The 24,586-nt window shown below is 35.0% G+C and carries 20 protein-coding genes; 15 read left to right on the top strand and 5 right to left on the bottom strand.

Features of this window, described 5'->3' with window-relative positions:
• The first annotated feature begins 101 nt into the window (after window positions 1–101).
• Genes IR022_RS18345 through IR022_RS18360 form a run of 4 tightly spaced genes read left to right on the top strand, consistent with a single transcriptional unit; the run spans window position 102 to window position 5,717 of the window.
• On the top strand, window positions 102–3,662 hold the full coding sequence (locus IR022_RS18345) for a T9SS type A sorting domain-containing protein (protein ID WP_194204817.1): 3,561 nt from the start codon (window positions 102–104) through the stop codon (window positions 3,660–3,662).
• Window positions 3,663–3,691: 29 nt separating this feature from the next.
• The gene (locus tag IR022_RS18350; protein ID WP_050709432.1) at window positions 3,692–3,967 is read left to right on the top strand and encodes a hypothetical protein; all 276 of its coding nucleotides are present in this window, start codon (window positions 3,692–3,694) and stop codon (window positions 3,965–3,967) included.
• A 25-nt stretch (window positions 3,968–3,992) separates the two neighbouring features.
• On the top strand, window positions 3,993–4,532 hold the full coding sequence (locus tag IR022_RS18355; RefSeq protein WP_194204818.1) for a hypothetical protein: 540 nt from the start codon (window positions 3,993–3,995) through the stop codon (window positions 4,530–4,532).
• Between the two features lie 42 nt (window positions 4,533–4,574).
• Window positions 4,575–5,717 carry a fimbrial protein gene (locus tag IR022_RS18360; protein ID WP_194204819.1) on the top strand — a complete coding sequence of 381 codons (1,143 nt, stop codon included), beginning with the start codon at window positions 4,575–4,577 and terminating at the stop codon, window positions 5,715–5,717.
• Between the two features lie 181 nt (window positions 5,718–5,898).
• On the opposite strand, the gene IR022_RS18365 is transcribed toward IR022_RS18360, so the two are convergent.
• Window positions 5,899–7,089, bottom strand: a complete 1,191-nt coding sequence (locus IR022_RS18365; RefSeq protein WP_194204820.1) for a M20 family metallopeptidase — start codon at window positions 7,087–7,089, stop codon at window positions 5,899–5,901.
• 224 nt (window positions 7,090–7,313) lie between these two features.
• Between IR022_RS18365 and IR022_RS18370 the strand changes: the two genes are divergently transcribed.
• From IR022_RS18370 to IR022_RS18400, 7 genes are all read left to right on the top strand, one after another.
• Window positions 7,314–8,489 carry an MFS transporter gene (locus IR022_RS18370; RefSeq protein ID WP_050709436.1) on the top strand — a complete coding sequence of 392 codons (1,176 nt, stop codon included), beginning with the start codon at window positions 7,314–7,316 and terminating at the stop codon, window positions 8,487–8,489.
• Window positions 8,490–8,546: 57 nt separating this feature from the next.
• Window positions 8,547–9,152: a ribosome biogenesis GTP-binding protein YihA/YsxC gene (gene yihA / locus IR022_RS18375; protein WP_194204821.1), complete on the top strand. Its 606-nt coding sequence runs from the start codon at window positions 8,547–8,549 to the stop codon at window positions 9,150–9,152.
• A 258-nt stretch (window positions 9,153–9,410) separates the two neighbouring features.
• Complete coding sequence (locus tag IR022_RS18380) at window positions 9,411–10,775, top strand: phosphoethanolamine transferase (protein WP_194204822.1); 1,365 nt, start codon at window positions 9,411–9,413, stop codon at window positions 10,773–10,775.
• A gap of 6 nt (window positions 10,776–10,781) precedes the next feature.
• The gene (locus IR022_RS18385) at window positions 10,782–11,246 is read left to right on the top strand and encodes a nucleoside deaminase (RefSeq protein ID WP_194204823.1); all 465 of its coding nucleotides are present in this window, start codon (window positions 10,782–10,784) and stop codon (window positions 11,244–11,246) included.
• Between the two features lie 176 nt (window positions 11,247–11,422).
• Entirely contained in the window at window positions 11,423–12,904 is a 1,482-nt protein-coding gene (locus IR022_RS18390; protein WP_194204824.1) for a sulfatase-like hydrolase/transferase, read from the top strand.
• 115 nt (window positions 12,905–13,019) lie between these two features.
• Window positions 13,020–14,090: a 3-phosphoserine/phosphohydroxythreonine transaminase gene (serC, locus tag IR022_RS18395; protein WP_194204825.1), complete on the top strand. Its 1,071-nt coding sequence runs from the start codon at window positions 13,020–13,022 to the stop codon at window positions 14,088–14,090.
• Window positions 14,091–14,137: 47 nt separating this feature from the next.
• On the top strand, window positions 14,138–15,058 hold the full coding sequence (locus IR022_RS18400) for a 3-phosphoglycerate dehydrogenase (protein WP_194204938.1): 921 nt from the start codon (window positions 14,138–14,140) through the stop codon (window positions 15,056–15,058).
• 75 nt (window positions 15,059–15,133) lie between these two features.
• On the opposite strand, the gene IR022_RS18405 is transcribed toward IR022_RS18400, so the two are convergent.
• The 4 genes from IR022_RS18405 to IR022_RS18420 form a co-directional block, all read right to left on the bottom strand.
• A complete protein-coding gene (locus IR022_RS18405; RefSeq protein ID WP_050708746.1) occupies window positions 15,134–15,967 on the bottom strand; it encodes a hypothetical protein in 834 nt (277 codons plus the stop codon).
• Window positions 15,968–15,979: 12 nt separating this feature from the next.
• Window positions 15,980–16,735, bottom strand: coding sequence for a hypothetical protein (locus IR022_RS18410; RefSeq protein ID WP_194204826.1), 756 nt, complete (start codon window positions 16,733–16,735; stop codon window positions 15,980–15,982).
• 101 nt (window positions 16,736–16,836) lie between these two features.
• Window positions 16,837–17,649 (bottom strand): hypothetical protein, encoded by an 813-nt coding sequence (locus tag IR022_RS18415; protein ID WP_157258094.1) that lies wholly within the window; start codon window positions 17,647–17,649, stop codon window positions 16,837–16,839.
• 548 nt (window positions 17,650–18,197) lie between these two features.
• Window positions 18,198–20,405 (bottom strand): RelA/SpoT family protein, encoded by a 2,208-nt coding sequence (locus tag IR022_RS18420; protein ID WP_082204057.1) that lies wholly within the window; start codon window positions 20,403–20,405, stop codon window positions 18,198–18,200.
• 171 nt (window positions 20,406–20,576) lie between these two features.
• On the opposite strand from IR022_RS18420, the gene IR022_RS18425 reads away from it, so the two are divergent.
• The 4 genes from IR022_RS18425 to gmd all read left to right on the top strand — a co-directional run bounded on the left by IR022_RS18425 (window position 20,577) and on the right by gmd (window position 24,584).
• Complete coding sequence (locus tag IR022_RS18425; protein ID WP_194204827.1) at window positions 20,577–21,185, top strand: hypothetical protein; 609 nt, start codon at window positions 20,577–20,579, stop codon at window positions 21,183–21,185.
• Window positions 21,186–21,319: 134 nt separating this feature from the next.
• Entirely contained in the window at window positions 21,320–21,652 is a 333-nt protein-coding gene (locus tag IR022_RS18430) for a hypothetical protein (protein WP_194204828.1), read from the top strand.
• A gap of 144 nt (window positions 21,653–21,796) precedes the next feature.
• Window positions 21,797–23,317, top strand: coding sequence for a DUF4301 family protein (locus IR022_RS18435; RefSeq protein ID WP_410492828.1), 1,521 nt, complete (start codon window positions 21,797–21,799; stop codon window positions 23,315–23,317).
• Window positions 23,318–23,432: 115 nt separating this feature from the next.
• Window positions 23,433–24,584 carry a GDP-mannose 4,6-dehydratase gene (gene gmd, locus IR022_RS18440; protein WP_194204830.1) on the top strand — a complete coding sequence of 384 codons (1,152 nt, stop codon included), beginning with the start codon at window positions 23,433–23,435 and terminating at the stop codon, window positions 24,582–24,584.
• Window positions 24,585–24,586 lie beyond the last annotated feature (2 nt).

The raw sequence follows: 24,586 nt of genomic DNA on the forward strand, positions 1-24,586 counted from the left end.
CCGCTAAAATTAACGGTTATAAACAAAGTAGAACTTAATAACTGCTAAAATTATAGCAGGTCATATCTTGCAGTAAACGAAACAAACAAATCTAATTTTTTATGGAAATAGAGAGGACTACTAAAGTTGTTGTTAACAAATGCTCTTTTTTCGCTTTTTTCTTTACAATCTTTACATTTATCTCTTCTGCCCAAGTTTATGGACCGGAGAAAGTACTACAAGGAAATTTTGGAACCATTGATTCTAGAGGAAAAAATGGAGATAATGGGGTAGGAGAAAATATCTACCCACTGTTAGATGCTTCGAAATTCAGCATCTATTATCAACCTGCACATACTGTGTTTTCTAATAATGTTTTAAAAGAAGTTCCTATTAATCCTAACATGACTGTAGGTAAACCGTTGACTGAAGTGAACGGAGCTAAAACTTCTTATAAGTGGGGAATGACAGAGGCTTGGTACTCTGGTGTAGCTAATAATTTACCCGACAAATCTAATAAAAACTCATGGCAAGTAGCACCTCATGCTCCTAACAACGGCTACTATATTATAGCTACTTCTACTAGTGGTATGTATCATTTGCCTTCATTAAACGATAAACCTTGGCCTATAACCCTATATGACAGGTATGAAACTGATCTGCAAAATCCACGCAACTATTTTATGGTTGTAAATGCAGATGAGGACTCGAAGAAAATTTTTTATAGCCAAGAAATTCAGGTAGAATCGGGTCAGGCATATCGTATGTCATTAGACTTAGCGCAACTCAATAATACGGGGGCTGCTCCTTCTGTAGCATTTGTTATAGATAGCGATGCTACTAAGCTTAGTACTGTAAAAGCCACAAAAACTGTAACGATGTCAAAAATTGGAGTTTGGGAAAATACCTACTTTGATTATGTTGTTCCTTGTGGTATTAAGAAGATATATATCGCTTTTCGAAATAATGTAAGTGGAGGTGTAGGTAATGATTTAGCTTTAGATAATTTGAGTATGAAAGCTATTATTCCTCAAATTAAAACCACAGTGAGTGATTGTACTAAAGGAACTTATACATTGTCAGTTTCTGCTCCTGAAGCTTTTCCCTCTGCATCTTATGTTTTTCAGTGGCAGGTGAAAAATGGCAATACTTTTAAAGATGTATCGGGTGCAACTCAGAGTACTTATACAGCTAGTGCAGCGGGATTGTATAGACTATCGGTATATACCAAAACTACTAGCGAATGTCGCATGTACTCTAATGGGATAACATTAACAAAATTAGATAAATGTTTAGTAGTAGTAAATCCGATTGCAAAAGATGATGTTTATACTACACCACCAGCTACCGATCTTACAGGGAATGTTTTAACTAACGATGCCCCTGGCAATGCAGGGGATGCACTTACGGTAGTTGAATACGAGGTTAATGGTATTAAATATGCTGCAGGAACAACGTCTAAAATCTATAAAGAGAATGTTTTGGTGGGAACTATTACTCTTAATCAGGATGGAACTTTTCTTTTCCGCTCTGTTCCCGATTTAAATATGCCATTTACGATTCCTGATATTACTTATGTTATTGCTGAGTATTCAGCAGGTCAGGCTTCTGCAAAAATAAAAATAACAGTTAAAGAGAAAATCGTTCCTGTTATTACCGCAAAATACGATGCTTCTTGTACTTTATGTTCTATCAAAGTATCGTTGTCGGGAACAGGTATGTCAGAAGGAACAAATTACTCATTGTACAGAGGTACAGTGAAGAAGGGAGCTTTTGATGCTAAATATAATCTGGAATTTGTAGAAACTGTTTCAGGAACTTTCGATTATACGATTAAAGATGAGGCGGGTAATGTTGTAAAAACATTAAGTATGACTGTGCACCCTGCTGCTGCCACATGGAAAAAGACTTCATCATCATCTCAGTGGAGTGATTCTGCAAATTGGGAATCTGTAACAGGAACGGGGGCTCCTATTTGGTGTACAGATGTTACTATATCTGAAGGTGCGGCTACTTATCCGACTTTGGTTGCCGGAGATGCTTGCCGAGATATAACATTCAAGAATGGTGCAAGTGTAGGACAAATACAACAACTACTGTATAGAAAGGCTTTTGTTGAAATGAATCCAGAGCGCAACAGATGGTATATGTTATCTGATCCCTTGCGATATATGTATTCAGCCGATTATCATGGGGATATGACGTGGACAAATGCAGAATCTCCTAAAATATTTATGATGTATTTTAATGTTGCCAGCAGTAGAAATCCTGATGGACGGACGGGGTATGTTGTGGGAGATTTTTCTACGCCTTTTGCAAAGCTTGAGGAAAGTTTACGCACAGGTAAAGGTTTTGCTCTTTGGGTAAATGGAAAAGCAAATGGTTTAAACTATAATGATACAAGTTTTCCTACGGGAACACCTTATAAATTTCCTCGCAGATTAGCTAATGGCAACGATGTTTCTTACAGCTATCATGATAAAGCTACAGGGGCTTGGTTGACACCTGTTGAAAATCTGGATAGAGGAGATGTGGCTAGCATACCAAATGATGCAGAGTGGATTGTAAGTCATGATAAACTTTCTGCTCAGCAAAAAAATAATAGATACAGATTTCTTTTTGAAGAGTCGTTTTCTAATGGTGCTTCAACAGTAGCTGTGGCGGCAGGGACTACTAATATTATAGGTAATCCATTTATGTCGCATATCGACTTTACGAAGTTTGCACAAGATAATGTGAATAATATTTATGGCTATTACAGAATTTGGGATGGAAGCAAATTTTATGCCTATATAACTGCTGGTGCTACTGAAATGTGGAGCGGATTGGGTGGTCTTACTACTGGACCTTCAACCGAAAGTTTATCGCAATTTATCCCTCCAATGCAATCGTTTTTTGTAGAAACTAAACCGGGAAAGAACTCGGTGGTTTTTAAGCCTCAAAATATATCTGTGGCACAAGCAGGGAACAATGTAGAATTGAGATCGCAAAGTGAGACCGTGAGCGATGTTATTTATATAGGCTTAACAATGAATAAGATTCAGAGCCAGACAATATTGGCTGCCCGCAAAGGCGCCTCGTTGAAGTATGCCGCAGGAGAGGATATTAAGAAATTATTTTCACCCGGAACAGATGTTCCTGAGATATATACCATAGGTAGCGAAACCGAAGCTTTAGAACTTAATCTTATAGGTAATGACGATAAAAGTGTGATTGTACCTATTGGTATTCGTACCGCTAAAACCGGAGCTGCAACAATAACAGTCAAAGGAATAGAAGCTTTTACAGCATATTCCGATATAGTATTAATAGATAAACAATTAAAAAAAGAGTATGATTTACGAAAAACATCATCTGTATCCTTCGACAAAGCATCAACTAAAAATCTTGAAGATCGCTTTACTATTGAATTAAGACCTAGATCTACAACAGGTATAGAGGAAGAGGGAGCCTCTGAGGATAATGAAATCAGTATAACCCAGACAAATGGTATCCAGATTCAGTCTGTTAATTCTGAATTGGAGCAAGTAGAGTTATTTGATACTATGGGACGTATGGTATTTAAGAAAGATAAGATCCACGATAATACATATTTAATTAATGAGGGAACGGTAGGCAAAGGTTTCTATTTGCTGAAAGCTAAGACAACGACAGCTTCGAAGTCTTTCAAGTTAATCCTTTAAAAAAAGTAAATAATTAAATAATAAAAATCATGGCTATATCTGATAATACAATTAGTTTGAATCCCAATGTATCTTCAGAGACAGCAACACCTTTTAATGACAGGTTGCCATCTACGGAAACAATGAATCAAATACAAGAGGAAACAAATTCTTCAACCCCTATAACTTATGCAGGTTACAATCCTAATGATGATATTGATGCCCCTGAATTGGGTGCGGTTGATTCTCCGATAGGTGAAGGATGGCTTCCATTGATTGTATTTGTTGCATTATATATTGTGCGGATAATTTATAAAGAAAGATGAATTGGTTTCATCTAAGTAATATCTAATGAAAAAAATAAGCGTGTTATTCTCGTTCATGTTAATTACTCTATTTAGTGTTGCACAGCAACTACCCAGTGAGATTTATTATGAACAGGAAATAAGCCAGAAATACACACGATATGATCATGGAAATGGATATACAAATCCCAATAATCCCAATAATGATTATACGACTAATGAAATGTATGTTCAACGAATTGAATCCTATTTTGAGGTAGAAACAGGATATATGGATAATCCTTATTGGACAGGTACTTGGTCAAGCTTTTCTTATCTTATTGAAATGTTTAATCATTTACCAAACTATAATACTTTCAAAAGTTATATGTTCTCTGATTATTTCAATAATTTCTGGTCTAACATCAATAAGGATAAAAGTAATCAAAGCGAAAGGGATCGATTTTATAAGGAGCTTAGAATGAGTACGGCCGACCCGAGGTCAGTCGATTCTCCAGCGGAACATTCTTTAATCGTGATTTCACTAATTTGTATGCTATATTTTATTTCAAAAAGAGCATATATTATTCGAAAAGAAAAACAATAACTAAAAGGTTTTGTGTAAGCAAAAAAACAAATTTAAATAAAAATGAAATTAAGAAACTTATTCCTATTAGGAAGTATTGCTTTGATGACAATGTCTTGCGACAAAGCAGAAGATAGTGTAGAGCCTAGCCCAATGATATCAGTAAAGTCGGCTAGTATTAGTTTGCAAATAGCAGGAACAGAAGGTTTAGGTACAAGATCTTCCGGAAATCCTGTTCAAGAAGAAAAAGTGCTTAAACTGGATGCGTTTGTTTTTAATGCGGATGGTTCACTTGAAGCGTACAAAACAGTAACAAGCACAGTTAATACTATCACTAAAGTAGATAATATAGCTGTAACCAATGGTGCGAAAAAAGTTTTTGTATTGGCTAATTATGCAGGTGATGCTTCTTTAATTAAAACATTAGAAGATTTGAAGAAGGTTTCGGCAGATTTGAAAAATGAAAAAGACAATGGACGTTTAACTATGTCTACAGATTTAGCAGATGTGACTATTCTTCCCGGAAAAAATTATATTGGATACTCGTCAAGTGTTACAGATGGTACATCTCTTGCACCTCACACTTACTCATTAGTAAGATTGGTTTCGCGTGTGAAGATAGAAGATATGCAATGGCAAAGTAGTGAATATAGCTTTGAAGATCAAACAGCGTTTGTTTTGAATGCAGCAAAAAACTCATTCCTAGTTTCTGCATCATCAGTGGCTGCTCCTTCGGCTTATTATGAAGGTCTTGCCGGATCAGGAGATCTGTTCCCATCTGCAAGTACTGTTTTGACCGGGGCCGATAACTTTTTGACAACAGTTGCGAGCAATAATAATACATATTTTTATTTGTATGAAAATCAACCGGTAAATGATGTAATGAATTATCCTACAATTTTGGTAATACGTGCAAAAGTAAAACAAAACAATGTGTATGTAAGTAACATTCCCGGACGTGTGGATGCTAATGGATATACTTATTTCCCTGTCATTATCAATAAAGGAGGAGTATCTTCTACAGTTTCAGGTGCAACAGATGGCCATACTTATATTAAGAGAAATAATACTTATAATATAAAGACTGTAGTAAAGGGGCTTGGAACAAGTAATCCATTTAGTTCGGCAGCGCCATCATCATTAAGTGCTCAGGTGAATGTAGCTGCATGGGCTCTTAATATTTCGCAAACAGATATTTTTGAATAAAGTTGTGTTTTAATAAATAGAGGTGTTCAAAGATTGGGTTATATCCTGTCATTTAAATAAAAGATGTATTTAATAAGTTAAACAGTATTGACGACGGCAGGTATAACCTAATCGAAAAGATTATCTCCCTACTTCTAAACCTAAAACAGCTCGGGTTAAGAAGGGGGAGATTATTTTTTTATTAGGGTTGACAATATTTTAGAGCTAAGTAAGCTATAGTACCTACCGATGTTTTTAGAGCTTCCTCATCAATAAGAAAGGTTGGAGTGTGTAAGCCTGTACATCTTTGGTTGCCGATAACACCATATCTATAGAATGTAGTAGGGTATAGTTGTGAGAAAAAGCCAAAGTCTTCGGCAGTCATTCTCTTGGGCAATCCTTTTACTTTATCTTCTCCCAGATATTCAACGGCAAAAGCTTTTGCCATTCGTGTAACTTCCTCATCATTGTAGGTGCAAGGATATCCATCATATACTTCTATATTGCATTCACAGCCATATGCTTTGGCTGTATGAATGGCAATGTCTTTTATAATTGGCTTTAATTTTTTTCTCTCCTCTTCATCCATGCAGCGAAGCGATCCGGCAAGAGTTACTGTGTTGGGTATGACATTTGTTGCTCCGTCTGCAATAAATTTCCCAAAAGACAATACGCATGGTTTGAATGGATTGGAGCGTCTGCTTACTATTTGTTGCATGGCTACAACTAATTGAGATGCAGCCAGTACTGTGTCGTTAAGATCTTGGGGTATAGCTCCATGCCCGCCATTGCCCGTTATTTGTATGTGTACTTCGTCCGCCGAAGCCATTACTGTACCGGGTTCAAAACCTACCGTTCCTACTGGATAATCGATATACGCATGCTGACCAATAATAATATCAGGCTTATAGGTGTCGAATATTCCATCTTTCAGCATAAGACTAGCCCCTCCCGGATGTTTTTCTTCTCCCGGTTGAAAGATAAAAAGAATTGTTCCTGCAAACTCCTCCTTCATTTCATTGATGATTTTTACTGCACCGAGTAAACTTGCTGTGTGAGTGTCGTGTCCACAAGCATGCATAACACCTTCGTTCTTCGATTTAAACTCGATGTCATTTTCCTCCGTTATGGGCAATGCATCCATGTCGGCACGCAATGCTATTGTTTTGGATGAGGGTTTAGCACCTTTTACGCAAGCCAAAATTCCGAATCCTCCAATCTTATTTCGATATTCAACTCCCCATTCTTGTAATTGCTTCTCAATATATAATGAGGTGTTCTCTTCCTCAAAAGATAGTTCAGGATGTTCGTGTAAATGTTTATAATGAGCGACTGTATTATCGTGATATTTTTTGACTTTCTCAGTAACGATGTCAACCAGATTTTTAGACATAACTTTTTTATTTAAATGTTTCAAATCCAAAGGAAACGCTTCAGATTGTTTGTTGATCTGTTCTTTATAGATTACGTAGACTGATTTATTAGTTTTGAAAAAATACAGCTTAACTAATTATAATAAGTCTACGAGCTTAAAATTACTAAATATATTAGCTTCTAAGTTTCATATCGACCAAAAGTTATTCTAATTTTGCAATACAAATATCGAATCTATTAAATATGCCACAATATGAATACGTGCTGAAAACCTCAAAACGGCGCGCACGTTTAGCTATTTTATCTTTTTATTTTATACAAGGGCTTGGTTTTGCCAGTTGGGCAAGCCGTATCCCTGATATTAAAACATCACTCTCTATGAGTGAAGCAGCTCTAGGCACTGTTTTGTTTGCTCCCGCTTTAGGTCAATTGGCAGCTATGCCTGTATCGGGTACTTGGATAGCTAAGTATGGAAGCATACGTATGCTGGCTATTTCTATGATACTTTATTGCTGTGTTTTAGTAACATTAGGGCTTGCAACTAATGCTATAATGCTTTTTGTTAGTTTGTTCTTCTTCGGGTTATGTTCTAACTTTTTGAATATTGGAGTTAATACACAAGGTTTACGAATGGAAGAAATCTATGGTAGGCCCATAATGTCCTCTTTTCATGGAGGATGGAGTTTTGCTTGCGCCCTCAGTTCTGTTTTTGCGCTTTCTATTGCACCATTTAAAATCGAACCTTATATTCATTTTACTGTAATTGCAATATTAATGCTTGGTTTAATGGCTTTCAGATTGAAGGACTTGATTCCTGATCCACCCAAAGTTGATAAAGGACAAAAGGAAACAATTTTTAAAAAACCAGAATTATTATTGGTACAATTGGGATTGATAGGATTCTTCGGGATGTGTTCGGAAGGAGCTATGTTCGATTGGAGTGGGGTTTATTTTAAAGAAGTTGTGCATGCTCCCGAAATGATTACTGTTATGGGCTTTACAATAGTTATGACTACGATGGCTATAGGGCGATTTCTTACCGATAAACTATCTGTGAGAATTGGGAAGAAAAGAGTCTTGCAGTTGGGAGGATTATTGATCTTTACAGGGCTGATGATTTCTGTGATTTTCCCTTATTTGATTCCCGCAGCTATTGGCTTTATGATTGTTGGGTTTGGTATTTCTAGCATTGTACCTACAATATATAGCATAGCCGGACGAAATACAAAAGGGTCGCCTAGTATTGCTCTGACTATCGTTTCTAGTGTAAGCTTCTTTGGTTTCTTACTCGGGCCTCCCATCATCGGATATATAGCAGAACTAACCAATTTAAGGTATTCGTATGCAGTAGTTTCTATGTTTGGTTTAAGCATTACGCTTCTGGTGAGTTTAATCAAGTCATTGAAACATGTTAGGTAAAATCTTGTGATATAGGCTCAAGTATTGTACATTTGCAATATACTCAAAAAGTAAAAGATGATTATAAAAGACGCTAAATTCGTAATAAGCAATACCGATTATAAATTGTGTCCCACAGATGGCAAGCCTGAATATGCATTTATAGGTAGGTCTAATGTAGGGAAATCTTCTCTTATAAATATGGTTACTAACCATAAAGGTTTGGCAATGACATCGTCAAAACCAGGTAAGACTCAATTGATAAACCATTTTATAATAAATGACGAATGGTATCTTGTCGATCTCCCCGGGTATGGTTATGCCCAAAGAGGAAAAGAGGGTAGGGAAACTATCCGTATAATAATAGAGGACTATATTCTTAATAGAGAAGATCTTACTAATCTATTTCTATTATTAGACTGTCGACATGAGCCCCAATTAATTGATATGGAGTTTATGGAATGGCTTGGCGAAAATGAAATTCCGTTTGCCATAATCTTCACTAAAATAGATAAACTAAGTAAGTCGAGGGTTAAAGAAAACCTTGCAAAGTATACTGACAAATTACAGGAAACTTGGGATGAGTTGCCTCCTATATTTATAACTTCGTCAGAACATCGTATCGGTGGGGACGAAATATTGGACTATATAGAGAAGATAAATAAAGAGTTAAAACATAAATGATAATTAATGGGAGAGAGTGTTAGTTCAAAATTTATAAGTTTTGTAAAAGGTTATAAATATTCTATATTGTTTTTTATCCCGTTACTTATTCTAAGTTATATTCTTAATAGTAAAATATTATTTGCGGTTATAAATATAGCATCGCTGTTTTTTCTATTTAATACTTTGGCAAAAACAAGATATACTTTTGTTATTTCTTATTTTTTGTCAATTATTATAACATCCAACATTGTCTATTACTTATTGTATTCGTCTTCAATGTACCTGGGTATTTTTTCCTCTATATTTGAAACGACTCCTATAGAATCGCGTGAAATGTTTGGTGAGCTATATCTTTATATCATACCTGTTTTAGTGATAGTTTTATTCTTGACTTTTAAGATGTTAAAAGAGTTGAAGGCAAGCTCTTTAAAAAGAAAATATTCGACAACTGCTTTCTTTGGCATATTATTTATATTTATTCCAATATATCTGTTTGTCAATATTTCACGAGATAAAGATTCTTTACGGCAGGCTTTGTTTAAAGATAATCCTGTGTCATGGGCTCAAACTGTACTTTCATCTAAATTTCCGATTGTCTATAATGATATAGCAGTAGCTATAATCTATTTTAAAGAAAGACAGAGGATCAGGCAATTATTGTTGTTGACAAAAGAGACGCCTGTAGGGATTATTCCAGATACTACCCGACACTCAGTAGATCGAATTTATTTAGTGATAGGTGAAACTTCTTTTAGAGAACATTATTCATTATATGGATATAATGTACCTACAACACCATTTTTAGATAGTTTGAAGAATAATACGAAGAACCTATTTTTCTATGATGCTATTTCATCGGCATGTATAACAAGGGATGCGGTTCGTATGGCTTTGTCTTTTGCAACACCTTTAGATTTAGATGCCTTCTTTACGAAAAAGAATATAATTGATCTAGCAAAAGAGCAGGGATATGAGACTCTTTGGATTTCGAATCAAGAAAGAGTAGATTCATACGATAACTATACAGGAATGTTAGCTTCGAGTTCGGATGAAGTTTTTTTTGAAACCCAACATGGAATATATCGAAATGATTTAGGTCTAATAAAAAGGCTTGAAGAGTTTAGCGATCCTTCAAAGAAACAATTAGTAGTACTTCATCTGCAAGGTAGTCACTTGCCTTATGAGTATAGGGCGGATAGTGTTGATATAGATGCTATCCCATTGCATACTACTGGTAATATTACTAATTATGACAGGACAATACATTATACGGATCGTGTTTTAAGAGAAATATATAAGTATAGTTTAAAGCATGATGAACAATCCTTAATTTATTATTTCTCAGATCATGGGGAGATTATAGGACAAGGACATGGACTTATGCATGGAGGAAAAGCTCAATTTGAAATTCCTTTAATAGTAATGGATAACAACTCAGGTATTGCAGTTAACGAAATTATAGATAAATATATCGATCCTCAATTAGGTGTTGTTAATAGTGTAAATACAATATATATATTGTCTGAGCTATTAGGATATAAATTATCTGAAAATGTCATAGATAAAGCACTTGTCGATTCGAAATATGTGTACCATATTGATGGTAAGTATCATTTATATAAGGATATAAACGAAAATTAAAAAAAGATGAATTCAGAATATATGCACAAAGCCATTGAATTGGCTGAAAATAGTGTGAAAAACGGAGGTGGACCCTTTGGAGCCGTAATTGTAAAAGATGGTAAAATTGTAACAGAAGGTTCCAACTGTGTAACTTTAGATAATGATCCTACAGCTCACGCAGAGGTAACTACTATCCGCAAGGCTTGTAAAGAACTTAATACGTTCGATTTGAATGGTTGCGAAATATATACTTCGTGCGAACCTTGTCCTATGTGCCTTTCAGCAATATATTGGGCGCGCATAGATCGTATATATTATGGCTGTTGCAAAGAAGATGCGAAGAAGATAGGTTTTGATGATTCATTTATATACGAACAAATCGAGTTGAAACCAGAATTGAGAAGTATTCCTTCCTCTCAAATATTGCATAAAGAAGCTTTATCTGCTTTTAGAATGTGGGAGGAGAAAGATGATAAGATTGAATATTGAAAGTATCGCTTTGTAGTATAAAAATAAGTAGAGTATTGCAAGAATATAAATTTTCAATTCTTTGTTTTCTCTATCTTACTTTATTGGCCTTTTATTTAAGAACTGTATTTATTGGTTGGGATCCTTCATCTCAGCCATTTAGTTTATCTGTTTGTTCAACTAGTTTGATATATGCTATGTTGAATGCAATTGTTGTAATATCTCTTCTGAATTTAATATCCCATATCCGTAAAGTTAGTATTGTATTCGTTATATTATTGATAATTCTTCTAACAATAGAAGCGACTTTAGCGATTACTTTCTCGACCCAAATAACTATGGGGTTGTTTGCTTCTATTATGGAAACGAACCGAAATGAAGCTTTGGGAGCAATACGAATGTATTCTTTTATCTCAATACCTTTATTGGTTATTACGAGTGTTGTGATATGGCTGGCGTATAAAGGACTAAAACCAAAGAAGGCATATGTTCTTATTTCCACTATATTAATTCTTGCAAGTTTGAGTATAGGCTATGGCACAGGCTATGTATTGATGGATAAATCTCAAAAAGCAAAGGTCATAAGTGACTTGAAAATTTCTTATCCTATGCATTTTCAGTCTTTATTGGGAATCCGTTTCCCTTTACTAACAAATATGGGATTTGCTTCAATAGCTTATTATCAGGAGATGTCGAAGTTTAGAGCCGATTTAGGTAAACCCAAGAGTATGCCAATGGGGGTAGATTTATTGGTCTCGTCGAAGACTCCTAATACCCTATTTGTAGTTATAGGCGAAAGTTCTTTGCAAACACATTATAGTTTGTATGGTTATGATCTATTTACAACTCCTTTTCTGGATAGCCTAAAAAATGACAATCTGTTGTACTATTATAATGCTGTTTCTCCGGCATCAATAACCCGAGATGCTTTGTCTATGTCTCTAAGTTTTGCAACACCATTAGATAGAACTCCCTTTGCAGATAATAAGAATATAGTTGCTTTAGCAAATGATGCTGGATATGAATCTTATTGGATATCTAATCAGAATAAAATAGGTATGCACGATAGTTATGTCGGGCTAATAGCATCTTATGCTAAAACGTCTGTTTTCTATAATTTCTTAAAGGATGATCTGGAACTGATTGGTACAGTTAAGAGTTTTTATAATCCGAAAGTCAAACAGGTTTTCTTTATTCATCTAAAAGGCAGTCATCTTGAATATACCGATAAATACGATAATGAAGATTCTGCTGCATTGGCTGGTAACGGAAATGAAACGATAGAATATGATCGCAGTATTCATCATACAGATCGAGTTCTAAAATCTTTATATAATAATATTGTGATGGAAGAGGGCAGCAGTGTCTCTTCTCTTATTTATTATTTCTCTGATCATGGAGAAATAATAAATAAAGGACATGGATTTTTAGATAATAACATGGATCAATTTTTAGTTCCTTTTTTAGCAATACCTTATAATCTTGAAATTGGTACTGATGAAATTATTGATAAATATCTGGTTGATGGAAGATTGAATACTACAAATTTTAATTATATATTTTCTGAGGCAATCGGTTATCATGTTTCGGAAAAAGCAATAAAAAAAGCTAAAAATGACGGACTTTATTACTATCATGTAGATGGTAAAACGTATTTGTTTAATGACATAAAGAAATAAAACAATATAGAATACGGACTGATTTCGTTTTAACAGTGCCATTTTCAAATATATTTATTAAATTTGGAGAATTGTAAAACCATAATGGAAAAGAACGATTCAAATTCTTGCAAATATGAAAAAAATCAATTTTAGCGCAGGTCCCTCAATTTTACCACAACAAACAATCGAAGAAACAGCAAAAGCTATTTTAGATTTCAATTCGTCCACATTGTCTCTTATGGAAGTTAGTCACAGAAGTAAAGATTTTATTGCTGTGATGGATGAAACTATCGCATTGTTTAAAGAATTGTTGAATGTACCTGAAGGCTATTCTGTTATATTTTTAGGTGGAGGTGCCAGTTTGCAATTCTGCATGGTTCCTTTTAACCTTTTAGAGAAAAAAGCTGCCTATCTAAATACAGGAACATGGGCAAGTAAGGCTCAGAAAGAGGCGAAATTATTTGGAGAAGTTATTGAAGTTGCAAGCTCTAAGGCTGACAATTTTTCATATGTACCAAAAGATTATACGATTCCTGCTGATGCGGATTATTTCCACATTACAACGAACAATACTATTTTCGGAACAGAATTACACACCGATTTAGATTCACCAGTGCCATTGATTGCCGATATGTCTTCTGATATATTCTCGAGAGTAATTGATGTCTCTAAATATGGTCTTATCTATGGTGGAGCACAAAAAAATCTAGCTCCAGCTGGTCTGACATTTGTTATTGTAAAAGACGATATACTTGGAAAAGTTTCTCGTAAGATACCTACAATGTTGGATTATAAAACACATATTGAAAACGAATCGATGTTTAATACACCTCCTGTAGTGCCTATTTATGCGGCTATGCAAACTCTTAGATGGTTGAAAGCTAATGGTGGAGTACCAGCAATGGAGAAAAAGAACAAAGAAAAAGCTGCTTCTCTGTATGCTGAAATAGATAGAAATCCATTATTCGTAGGAACCGCTGCTAAAGAAGATCGTTCGATAATGAATGTATGCTTTGTTATGGCTAAAGGTCATGAAGATAAAGAAGCTGACTTCTTGAAATTTACAGTAAGCAAAGGCCTTGATGGATTGAAAGGTCACCGTTCGGTTGGAGGATTCAGAGCTTCTATTTACAATGCTATGCCTGCTGAAGGTGTTCAAGCATTAGTAGATGCGATGAAGGAATTCGAAAAGCAAAACGCATAACGAACTGAGACTTTAGTTTTAATTTAGAACAGTGTATAAACATGAGTATAAAAGTATTAATCGCAACTGATAAACCTTTTGCTGCTGAAGCTGTAAAGGGAATCAAGAATGTAATAGATCAGGCAGGATATGAATTAGTTTTGCTTGAAAAATATACAGAAAAACAACAGCTATTGGATGCTGTGGCTAATGTAGATGCTGCAATTATCCGTAGTGATATTTTCGATAATGACGTTTTTGATGCTGCAAAGCAACTTAAAATAGTAGTACGTGCAGGTGCCGGATTTGATAATATCGATCTTGATGCTGCAACAGCTCACGGTGTATGTGCTATGAATACTCCCGGACAAAATGCAAATGCAGTAGCTGAATTAGCTTTTGGTCTGGCTGTGTATGCAGTACGTAATTTTTATAATGGAACATCGGGTACTGAATTGGCTGGCAAAAAACTGGGTATTCATGCTTACGGAAATGTAGGGCGTAATGTTGCTCGTATTGCTAAGGGATTCAATATGGAAGTATATGCATTCGATCCTTTCCTTTCGGCAGAAGCTATCGAAAAAGAAGGTGTAAAAGCAGTGAAAACTGTTGAGGAATTGTATTCTACTTGCGAGTTCGTATCATTACATATACCTGCAACTGCTGAAACTAAAAATTCGATCAATTACGAATTGTTGAATAAACTACCTAAAAAAGCATTGTTAATAAACACTGCTCGTAAGGAAGTTATCAACGAAGCTGAGATTGTGAAGTTGATGGAAGATCGTACAGATGTAAAATATGTTACTGATATACTACCTTCTAATCATGCAGAAATGGCTGAGAAGTTTGCAGGAAGATATTTCTCTACACCTAAGAAAATGGGTGCTCAAACTGCAGAGGCTAATACAAATGCAGGAATTGCAGCAGCTAATCAGATCGTTGATTTTATTAAAAATGGCAACGAACGTTTCAGAGTAAACAAGTAATACTATAAGGTTTATTCCTTATTATATAAATAAAGGAGATTATAAGATAATCTCCTTTATTGTTTTTATATACTCTTAGTTGATCCGTACGTATGATCCTCCCGTACGTTGTGCCTCTCCGGGTACATCCGTATTTCCCCATGTAGTGTATATATATCCTGTAGCTGTATACTGCATATTCCAGAATGTTAGCATTAAGTAAGCTCTTGTTGATCCTTCGGGAATTTGTATCTGCTGAGTGAGAATAATTCGATTCTGAAGAGGACCACTTGTGTTGCTGGCTATGACGGGGTAAGCACCCACAAATCTTTTTACACCCCAATCTGTTGGTACATTTGTTGGTTGTAGGAAACCTTGTATGGTTTCGGTTCCGCTACCGTTTCTGTAAACCTCGACTTTAATACCTATTGAAACCAGATAATTACCGGGTCCGGGAAAATCGATATATAAATTTGAATATTGTACAATAGTTCCGGTTGTTTGGGTGTTGGTAAACTCAGATCGTACTCTCTGATAGTCTACCACAGTATAGCCGCTAAAATCGATGGGTCTCCAAGTAGCAAAGCCATCTTTGTCAGACATCAACGCCCTGCCTGCCTTTTGTGTTCCATCCACTAATTTAAAGCCGGGGATGGCAACACCATTTTCTTTACTATCAATATGTATTTTAGCCGTAGGACTAAGTACTCCTATACCTATATTACCCGTATTATCTATTATGACATCATCGGATACTAAAGGGCTGAAATCGGATACACTAGCAGTGTTGTTTCCTTGTGCATCAATATGAATTAGTCTATTCGGTGTTTTGGTATTTATACCAACAAATTGAGGAAAAAGAGGTGTAGAGTATAATATGATAACTAATATAAATATTGTTTGAATTGTTGTTTTATCTAGATTCTTCATAATTTGTTTTTTTTATTTAACGCGAATATAGGTACCTCCACTGAAGGTTGAATTATCGCCCAATATAGCAGATATTGTACCTGATGTAACAGAAAAATCGCCAGCCACGGATATTAATAATCCTGCAGTAAGACCCGTAGATGCATCTATATTGATATTCTGATTGATAAATAGTTGATATATATAAGTGGTTCCAACAATATGGACTGCTCGTGTTTGTACAGCTCCCGGAATATTTACAGTAGGAAATGATACAGAAGATATCACTCCAAAGACTGTTGGGGGGGAAGTAGTTGTTCTTGCAATGGTTATTCTGCATGATAATGCTATTGAGTACGATCCAAATCGGGGAAATGTAATTTTGAATTCAGGATTATATGAGTAGCTACTGCCCGTAAAAGTGGTTGCTGTGGTGGTATATGGAATTGTACTGAATTGGCTTACATCGGATACAATCCAAGAAGCATTCCCGTTAGCATCAGACGATAGTATATTACCTTCTGCCTCATTCCCATCTTGTATAGCTAGTCCGTAGGTATTTACTGGTACTTCAATGTGTAGCTTTGTGTCAGGCGATATGGTTCCGGCACCAATATACCCTTTATTGTTGATGACGACATCATTTGCTATCGTTGCGGGAGTGGCTACTCCATCTCCTTTTCCATCAATATTAAATATACCTATTGGATTAGACGTGTTTATACCCACTTGGGAGTAAGCCGTTAAATGAAAGAATATCCAGATAAGGATATATATATTATTTCTCATTCTGTTTTATTTTTATGAAGTAACTTCAGTTATCTGAATTAGTCCTAATAATAGATTAGTTATATATTATAAGTTGATGGAGTCGAAAAAGTTATGAAACCTTATTTAATTTTAATGTACGATCCACCCACTTCATCGCTTGGTCTCCCCTCAGGGGTAAGGCTTGTTGTAGAAGTGCCCCATGAAACTTTTACAGTTTGGAGTGCAGACCATAAGCTGGTTTGTATAACTAAATACATGGTTTTGTAGTTTTCCTCAACTGTGATTGATTGGTTGAACTTGAAGAGTACCTCAGTGCCTCCATCTATCGCTCTGCTACTAGTGGCCGGAACTTCATATGATCCTTTAAAGCGAGGGCTCCCTCCCTGCCATATGGCTATTAAGTCAGGGCCTAATGCCGGTAGTAATTGTGCCCACGTTATTCTTTCGTAATTGGGTACATCTATATGTATTCTTACTCCGAGAGATACCGAATATACTCCGGTAGAGGGGAATTCAAACTTCAAGCCAGTATCATATAGTAGTAATGTTGAGTTAGCAGTGAGCCTGGTGTTTTGTTCATAGGGAATAGTTCCAAAGCTACTTAAGCCTGCTTCACCCCAAGTTCCTACTCCGTTATCATCTGAGATTAAGATCTTTTTGGCAGCTTCATTTCCGTCTTGTAATCTTAGCGGTGGAGTAGTACCATTGCTTACAATATGTACTTTAGCTTTAGGGGTGATCGTGCCTATGCCAATATCACCATTTGTAGTGACCACCACATCATCATCATTTTTATTTATAGCAGAGGTGCTATTGTTGCCTTGTGAGTCGATATGGAAAAGACTCTGAGGGTTCTCTGTGTTTATCCCTATTTGGGCTTGTAGAAGACCAATAGAGAATATCCAGAGTATGAACAAATACATTCTTTTCATTATGCTTGCTATTAATGTGTGTTATTTTTTATCAAAACTGTTGTTGGGTTTTATTGAGAATCTTTGGTTTTTCAAAAATAGAAAGCAGCGATATGTAATCTCTACATATCACTGCCGGACATAGTTGTGCCATAGGCAAGCTTTTAGCTCGCATAGAGTTTGAACGACAACAACAAAACAAATCTGCTACGCGATAAAGACTACCGGTACAACTACTAATATGTTTATTGGGTTTTTTATTATTGGAGAATAATTCGTACTTTATGGGGAAAATAAAGGATAAACGGAAAAATTCTTTTAGATTTTTTTTTAATTCAAGTAGAGTATCTGTTATTAGCTCTCTCTCTCTCTCTCTCTCTCTCTCTCTCTCTCTCTCTCTAATATTTTCGCATACAAATCAAAATCTAAAAAGTTAAACTTTAGATTGTTAAGGATTATTGTGTATGTTAAATAGTTAGACATTGAATGCTGTAAAGAGTTATTTATCAGAGACAAATATATGAATTTATTTTAGATACTCCAAAAGTAGATTTTATTTTAAGTCCTTTTTAGTTTAACCTCGAAATTTGTTTCACCCCTCTTACAGTACGTAATTTTTTCATCAAGCTTTCGAGCGTGTTTGTATCTTGAAGTGTAACTGAAAGGTTGCCCTGAAACAAGCCATCATTCGAATCAATACTTATCGAGCGAAGTGTTATACCTTGTTCTTTAGATATGATAGATGTAAGATTAGTCACAATTCCAATATCATCGGCACCAACCACACGTAGTACAATAGTATAAGATGAACCTGATTTGCCTGACCAACGAGCCGGTATAACCCGATAGCCGAAACGTGAAAACATATCATGGGCATTAGGGCAATTGACTCTATGTATCTTTATACCTTGTAAGGAAATAAAACCGAACACCTCATCCCCATAGATAGGGTTGCAGCATTTAGCTAGAGAATAATCTATACCTTTTAAATCTTTGTCGAGAATGAGTTCATCCGTAGTCTTAGCATTACTTTGCGCTACGGTTTGTGGCTGTATCGTATAAGTTTCGGCACTGACCATCTCATGTTTATCGTGAAGTTCGGCTTCGCGCTTCTCTAACTCCAAGTATTGATCTATGATCGTATTTACATCCAAAGCCTCCTGAGCAATCTTGATATAGAAGTCTGTAACGGTTTTAAAGCCTTTCTTCTTTATCAGTCGCATCATTACGCCTTCATCTTCATCTATCTTTTTATTTTTAAACCGTCTTTTTAAAAGTTCTTTTGCATACTCAACTTGCTTGTTAGACTCCTCTTTTAGTCTTTGGCGTATTTTATTTTTCGCTTTAGATGTTGTTACAAAATTCAACCAATCTTGTTTGGGTACTTGATTGGCGGAGGTCATAATCTCTATTTGATCACCACTGTTTAATTTGTGACGGATAGATACATTCTTGCCATTGACTTTACCCGATACGCAGGTTGAACCTAGCTTGGTGTGTATAGAAAAAGCAAAATCGAGAATCGTAGCTCCTTTAGGAAGTTTATGTAAATCGCCCTTTGGGGTAAATACATAAATCTCATCATCATAGATATCGAGCTTAAAATCTTCAAGCTTTTCGTTATTTGCTACATTTTTGTTCTCTAATGTCTCGCGTAAAGTGGTTAGCCAATCGTCAATATTCGATTCGCTCTTTACTCCTTTGTATTTCCAGTGGGCGGCTAAGCCTCGTTCCGCAATCTCGTCCATACGACGAGTTCGTATCTGTACTTCTACCCATCTAGATTGAGGTCCCATGACGGTAATGTGCAGAGATTCATATCCATTGCTCTTTGGTATAGATAACCAATCTTTAAGCCTTTTAGGGTTAGGTTGATATAAATCCGTTACAATAGAATAAATCTGCCAACACTCAGCCTTCTCTTTTGGTTGAGGTGAATCGAGTACTATGCGAATAGCAAAGAGATCGTATATAGACTCAAACTCAACTTTCTGTTTCTTTAGTTTATTATGAATGGAATATATCGATTTTACTCGTCCCTTTATATCATATTTAAGTCCGGTCTCTTTTAGCTTTTCTTCGAGGGGAGCTATAAATTCGGCAATATATTGATCACGTACATCTTTACTCTCATTTAATTTCTGAGAGATATAGTCGTACATGTTTCGATCGGTGTATTTTAGATAGAGATCTTCCAATTCCGATTTTATATTGTATAAACCAAGTTTATGTGCCAGAGGAATATAGATGTAAGACGATTCGATTGATAATTTCAAGCGAATTGCCTCGTCTGCTTGGCTGGCTTTCCTCATTAAGTAGAGCCTGTTGGCAATCATAATTAATATCACCCTCATATCTTCAGCGAAAGAGAGTAATAGCTTGATGAAATTCTCAGATTCTAAACTTGTCTGATTAGCTTCAAGGTGATTTATTTTCATCAATCCCTTTACTATATCGGCTACCTCAGGATCAAATGTTTGTTTAATCTGATCTATTGTTATTATCTTATTAAGAGCAGGTCTGTATAATAGGTTAGCTATTACAGCCGCTTTTCTTAACCCTATTTCGTTGATTACTATAAGTACAGTGCTTAATACTGTAATAAGATGGTAATACTTTTTATTTTTCGCTTTATATATATCTTGTGATATACCTTCTTTGATGGTAGATCTCAAGAATGATTCTTCTTGGGCTGAAATTTGTAATTCTTTTGACTTTGCAGACAGTTGAAGTACCAAAGATTTAAACTCGTCTTCTTGTGCACTATAATTTTTCATTGCTTGTGTACAATTTATCTTTTTATCCTAAAACATATATACTTGAATGTAAAAATAATATTTTCATTTCACATTGGGCTTTTGTTTGCTTCCTTTTATTCTAAAATTTACCAATAATAGAGCTTTTAGCTTTTACATCAGATAAAAACATTTTGTACCTTTGAGTAAATTATGAATGATATGAATGCGGATAAATTACAACGGTTAGAAAAAAATAAGAAGTTTCGAAAAAAGTTTTATAATAAGGAAGTCTGGAAAAATTATGCAATTATACTACCTTCTGTAATTCTTTTTGCCTCTTTGTTTGGGGTTCTGTTTTTGTTTAATACTGATCGTCTTTTTAGTTTGTATGTTATTCCTTGCATTATTTTACTTCTTTTGGGGACAATCTGGCTAAAGGCGGTTCGTAAATATATTATAACTCAAAAGATCTCGGATGACAGACCTTTTCTTATTTGTTCTTGTATTCCATTAATGGAGAAGAATAAAAAAACAATAATGATGTTTTCCTCAGGATATAATAGGCATAACAAAAATTATTTGGAGAAAAAGAGAAAAGAGATTTTGGAGAGAATTTCTGGAGGTGATGATTCGCTTGATTTAACGTCTAATTCGGGCGTAAAACTTATTCCAGATTCCGATGTTTATATCGTTATTCCCTCATTCTCTGATCGAATAGCGAACAAAAAAGGGAATGTGAGTGTTAATAGATATGTTATATTTAATAATGAAAATAGAATTAAATATATAACTGCTCGAGAATTGGAGAGCTTTTCTTGAGATAAAGTGTTAAATATAGCCTAATTTATGTGTTATTAGTTGAAGAATATTGTTTTAAATTTTTTCTGTGATTATCTTTGTAGCTGAATCGTGATTTTATTGTTAAATATTCACGTGTATTATAAAGTCGGTTTATGTTAAATTTAGGTTTCAAAATAAAGAAGGGTGTAGTTGTATTTGTTTTTCTACTGCTAATCCCGTTTGTTGCTCATTCAGTACCAGGTACATTTGCTGCGCCAACAAGTTTTCTTCCTATGGAAGATGCTCTTTCGGCAGCTCGAGGTACTCCTGAGTTTGTAAATGAAAATATTAAGCCATATAGACAATCATTTAATTTAGGAAATGAATCGGTTCGAAATGGATATATAAATTTTACCTCAACAGATATACTTGCCTTTATATTTTTAGCGGGAGTTTATTTGATGTTTGTTAGACGAAATTCGCAATCGAGAAACGCCTCTTTTTAAATTAGAATAAAATATTGTAATCTCTATTATATATAAAGCAAGCCTGTTTAGGTTTGCTTTTTTTATTTTAATGATATACTGATAGTGGATATCTTTTCTATATTTGTGTACTATTAATCCTAAATATGTTTTCTTATGCATCAAATATTTACAAATAGAGATTTAGAGCAATTTAAAGCAATGGGAGTTGATGTTGCTACTGTTGAGTCTCAAATCGATCGTTTTAAAACAGGGTTCCCTTTTCTTGAAATTGTAAATTTCGCTACTAATGGAAAAGGTATTGTAGTTGTGGACTCTTCTGAACATGATAAATATAAAGCTATTTGGGATGAATATTGTAAGACTGAGCATTCGGTAGTTAAATTTGTGCCGGCTTCTGGAGCAGCCAGTAGAATGTTTAAGGATTTGTTTGAGTTCTTGCAAGGAGAATCAAATCTACTTGAGAAAGATTCTATCAAAGTCTTTTTTGATAATATAGAAAAGTTTGCCTTTTTTGAGGATCTGAATAAAAAGTGTATTGAAATAAAAGGTAATGATGCTAATTCTCTTATTGTTAAAGGTCAATATGCAGCTATTTTAGAGACTCATCTCTTGAAAGATGGTTTGAATTATGGAGGACTGCCTAAGGGTTTGTTGAAATTTCACGCATATAAGGATAAGAATAGAACACCTGTTGAAGAGCATCTTGTTGAGGCTAGTCAGTATGCAAGGATCTCTGATGGGAAAGCAGTTTTGCATTTTACGGTTTCACCCGAACATCGTAGTTTGTTTCAAAATCTGATTGATTTGGTTAAAATTGAATATGAAAAGGCTCTGGGTGTAAAGTTTGATATAAGCTTTAGTGAGCAGAAAAAAAAGACTGATACTATAGCCGTTGATAAAGATAATCAGCCATTTGAGGATGGTGATAATTTGCTCTTTCGTCCGGGAGGGCATGGCGCTTTAATCGAAAATCTGAACGATTTGTCTTCTGATGTTATTTTTATAAAAAATATAGATAATGTAGTTCCCGATAAATTAAAGAGAGAAGAAACCTTTTATAAGAAGATATTAGCTGGGTATCTTGTGGATATTCAGTCGCGGATATTTCAGTATCTCAACTTGATAGATTCAGGTGTTTATTCAAGAGAAGAGCTTCTCGAGGTTCTTTACTTTTTACAAGATGATTTGAATGTGAAAAATCCAGAGACTAAATATTTGGAAGATGCAGAACTGGTTTTGTACCTACAGCGAAAATTAAATCGTCCAATAAGAGTCTGTGGTATGGTTAAAAATGTTGGCGAAGCTGGTGGTGGGCCCTTTTTTGCTGTTAATGAGGATGGCACAGTCTCTCTTCAGATACTCGAAAGCTCTCAGATTGATTTAACTGATCCCCAGAAGAAGGGTTTGTTTGCTAGCGGAACTCACTTTAATCCTGTAGATATCGTTTGTGCTGTAAAGGATTATAAAGGAGGGAAATTTGACTTAATTGATTATATTGATCAAAATACAGGTTTTATTAGCGAAAAGACAAAAGAGGGTAAAGCTCTTAAAGCTTTAGAATTGCCAGGTCTTTGGAATGGAGCTATGTCTGACTGGAATACGGTGTTTGTAGAAGTTCCTCTTGAAACTTTCAATCCAGTTAAAAGTGTTAATGATTTATTGCGGAAAGAACATCTTTCTTGAGTCTGAATTTGGCTTAAAAAGCTCTTTTGTTAATGTTTATTTTGTTTAAAATATATTTATCTTTATATTTGTGGCTTGAAAAAATTACAAATTGGTGATTTTAACAAAACTTTAAATGACAAAAACAGCATTAATAACAGGTGTTACTGGCCAAGATGGAGCGTATTTATCAGAATTTCTGATAAAGAAAGGATACACTGTTCATGGTATTAAGAGAAGATCTTCTCTTTTTAACACTGATAGAATAGACCATTTATATCAAGATCCTCATGAAGATCATAGAGACTTAATTCTTCATTATGGTGATATGACAGATAGTATGAATCTAACGCGAATAATAGGCGAGATTCAGCCAGACGAGATTTATAATCTTGCAGCTATGAGTCATGTGAAAGTGAGCTTTGATATTCCTGAGTATACAGCTAATGCTGATGGTATAGGTACTTTGAGGTTGTTAGAAGCCGTTCGCTTACTAGGATTAACTGATAAAACTCGTATTTATCAAGCTTCTACTTCAGAATTATATGGATTAGTACAAGAGATACCACAAAAAGAGACTACTCCTTTCTATCCAAGAAGTCCGTATGCGGTAGCTAAGTTATATGCATATTGGATTACGGTTAATTATCGTGAAGCGTACGGAATGCATGCGAGCAATGGTATACTGTTTAATCACGAATCGCCTCTTAGGGGAGAAACTTTTGTTACAAGAAAAGTTACCAGAGCTGTATCTAGAATCGTTTTAGGGATTCAGGATAAAGTTTTTATGGGTAATCTTTCAAGTAAGAGAGATTGGGGACACGCTAAAGATTACATCAAAGCGATGTATCTGATCTTACAACAAGATACTCCAGACGATTATGTGATATCTACAGGTATAACAACAACTATACGAGATTTTATAAAAATGTCGTTCCTTGAAGTTGGAGTAACTGTGGAGTTTAAAGGAGAGGATGTACTCGAAGAAGGCTTTATTGCTGCTATTGACGAAGTTAAATTTGTAAGTAAAGTAGGTGTGGAGTATTTAGAAGCCTTCAATAAAAGAATCGGTGATTCTGTTGTTGGTGTTGACCCTGCTTATTTTAGACCAACAGAAGTTGATATATTGATAGGAGATAATACAAAAGCGAAAGAAAAATTAGGATGGGAGCCATCCTATGATCTAAAAGCTTTATGCGAAGATATGATGAGTCATGATGTAACCTTGATGAAGAAGGAAGAGTTCTTACGAAAAGGAGGTTATAAGATCCTTAATTATTTTGAGTAACA

The sequence above is a fragment of the Dysgonomonas sp. GY617 genome (assembly GCF_015233815.1).
In the GTDB taxonomy this organism is placed as follows: Bacteria; Bacteroidota; Bacteroidia; order Bacteroidales; family Dysgonomonadaceae; genus Dysgonomonas_A.

What these genes read in the sequence shown, in the direction of transcription:
- IR022_RS18365 (WP_194204820.1), bottom strand. Translation starts at nt 7,089, where the DNA reads ATGTCTAAAAATCTGGTTGACATCGTTACTGAGAAAGTCAAAAAATAT.
- yihA (WP_194204821.1), top strand. Translation starts at nt 8,547, where the DNA reads ATGATTATAAAAGACGCTAAATTCGTAATAAGCAATACCGATTATAAA.
- IR022_RS18345 (WP_194204817.1), top strand. Translation starts at nt 102, where the DNA reads ATGGAAATAGAGAGGACTACTAAAGTTGTTGTTAACAAATGCTCTTTT.
- IR022_RS18370 (WP_050709436.1), top strand. Translation starts at nt 7,314, where the DNA reads ATGCCACAATATGAATACGTGCTGAAAACCTCAAAACGGCGCGCACGT.
- gmd (WP_194204830.1), top strand. Translation starts at nt 23,433, where the DNA reads ATGACAAAAACAGCATTAATAACAGGTGTTACTGGCCAAGATGGAGCG.
- serC (WP_194204825.1), top strand. Translation starts at nt 13,020, where the DNA reads ATGAAAAAAATCAATTTTAGCGCAGGTCCCTCAATTTTACCACAACAA.
- IR022_RS18360 (WP_194204819.1), top strand. Translation starts at nt 4,575, where the DNA reads ATGAAATTAAGAAACTTATTCCTATTAGGAAGTATTGCTTTGATGACA.
- IR022_RS18410 (WP_194204826.1), bottom strand. Translation starts at nt 16,735, where the DNA reads ATGAGAAATAATATATATATCCTTATCTGGATATTCTTTCATTTAACG.
- IR022_RS18415 (WP_157258094.1), bottom strand. Translation starts at nt 17,649, where the DNA reads ATGAAAAGAATGTATTTGTTCATACTCTGGATATTCTCTATTGGTCTT.
- IR022_RS18350 (WP_050709432.1), top strand. Translation starts at nt 3,692, where the DNA reads ATGGCTATATCTGATAATACAATTAGTTTGAATCCCAATGTATCTTCA.
- IR022_RS18390 (WP_194204824.1), top strand. Translation starts at nt 11,423, where the DNA reads ATGTTGAATGCAATTGTTGTAATATCTCTTCTGAATTTAATATCCCAT.
- IR022_RS18420 (WP_082204057.1), bottom strand. Translation starts at nt 20,405, where the DNA reads ATGAAAAATTATAGTGCACAAGAAGACGAGTTTAAATCTTTGGTACTT.
- IR022_RS18405 (WP_050708746.1), bottom strand. Translation starts at nt 15,967, where the DNA reads ATGAAGAATCTAGATAAAACAACAATTCAAACAATATTTATATTAGTT.
- IR022_RS18425 (WP_194204827.1), top strand. Translation starts at nt 20,577, where the DNA reads ATGAATGATATGAATGCGGATAAATTACAACGGTTAGAAAAAAATAAG.
- IR022_RS18355 (WP_194204818.1), top strand. Translation starts at nt 3,993, where the DNA reads ATGAAAAAAATAAGCGTGTTATTCTCGTTCATGTTAATTACTCTATTT.
- IR022_RS18385 (WP_194204823.1), top strand. Translation starts at nt 10,782, where the DNA reads ATGAATTCAGAATATATGCACAAAGCCATTGAATTGGCTGAAAATAGT.
- IR022_RS18430 (WP_194204828.1), top strand. Translation starts at nt 21,320, where the DNA reads ATGTTAAATTTAGGTTTCAAAATAAAGAAGGGTGTAGTTGTATTTGTT.
- IR022_RS18380 (WP_194204822.1), top strand. Translation starts at nt 9,411, where the DNA reads ATGTACCTGGGTATTTTTTCCTCTATATTTGAAACGACTCCTATAGAA.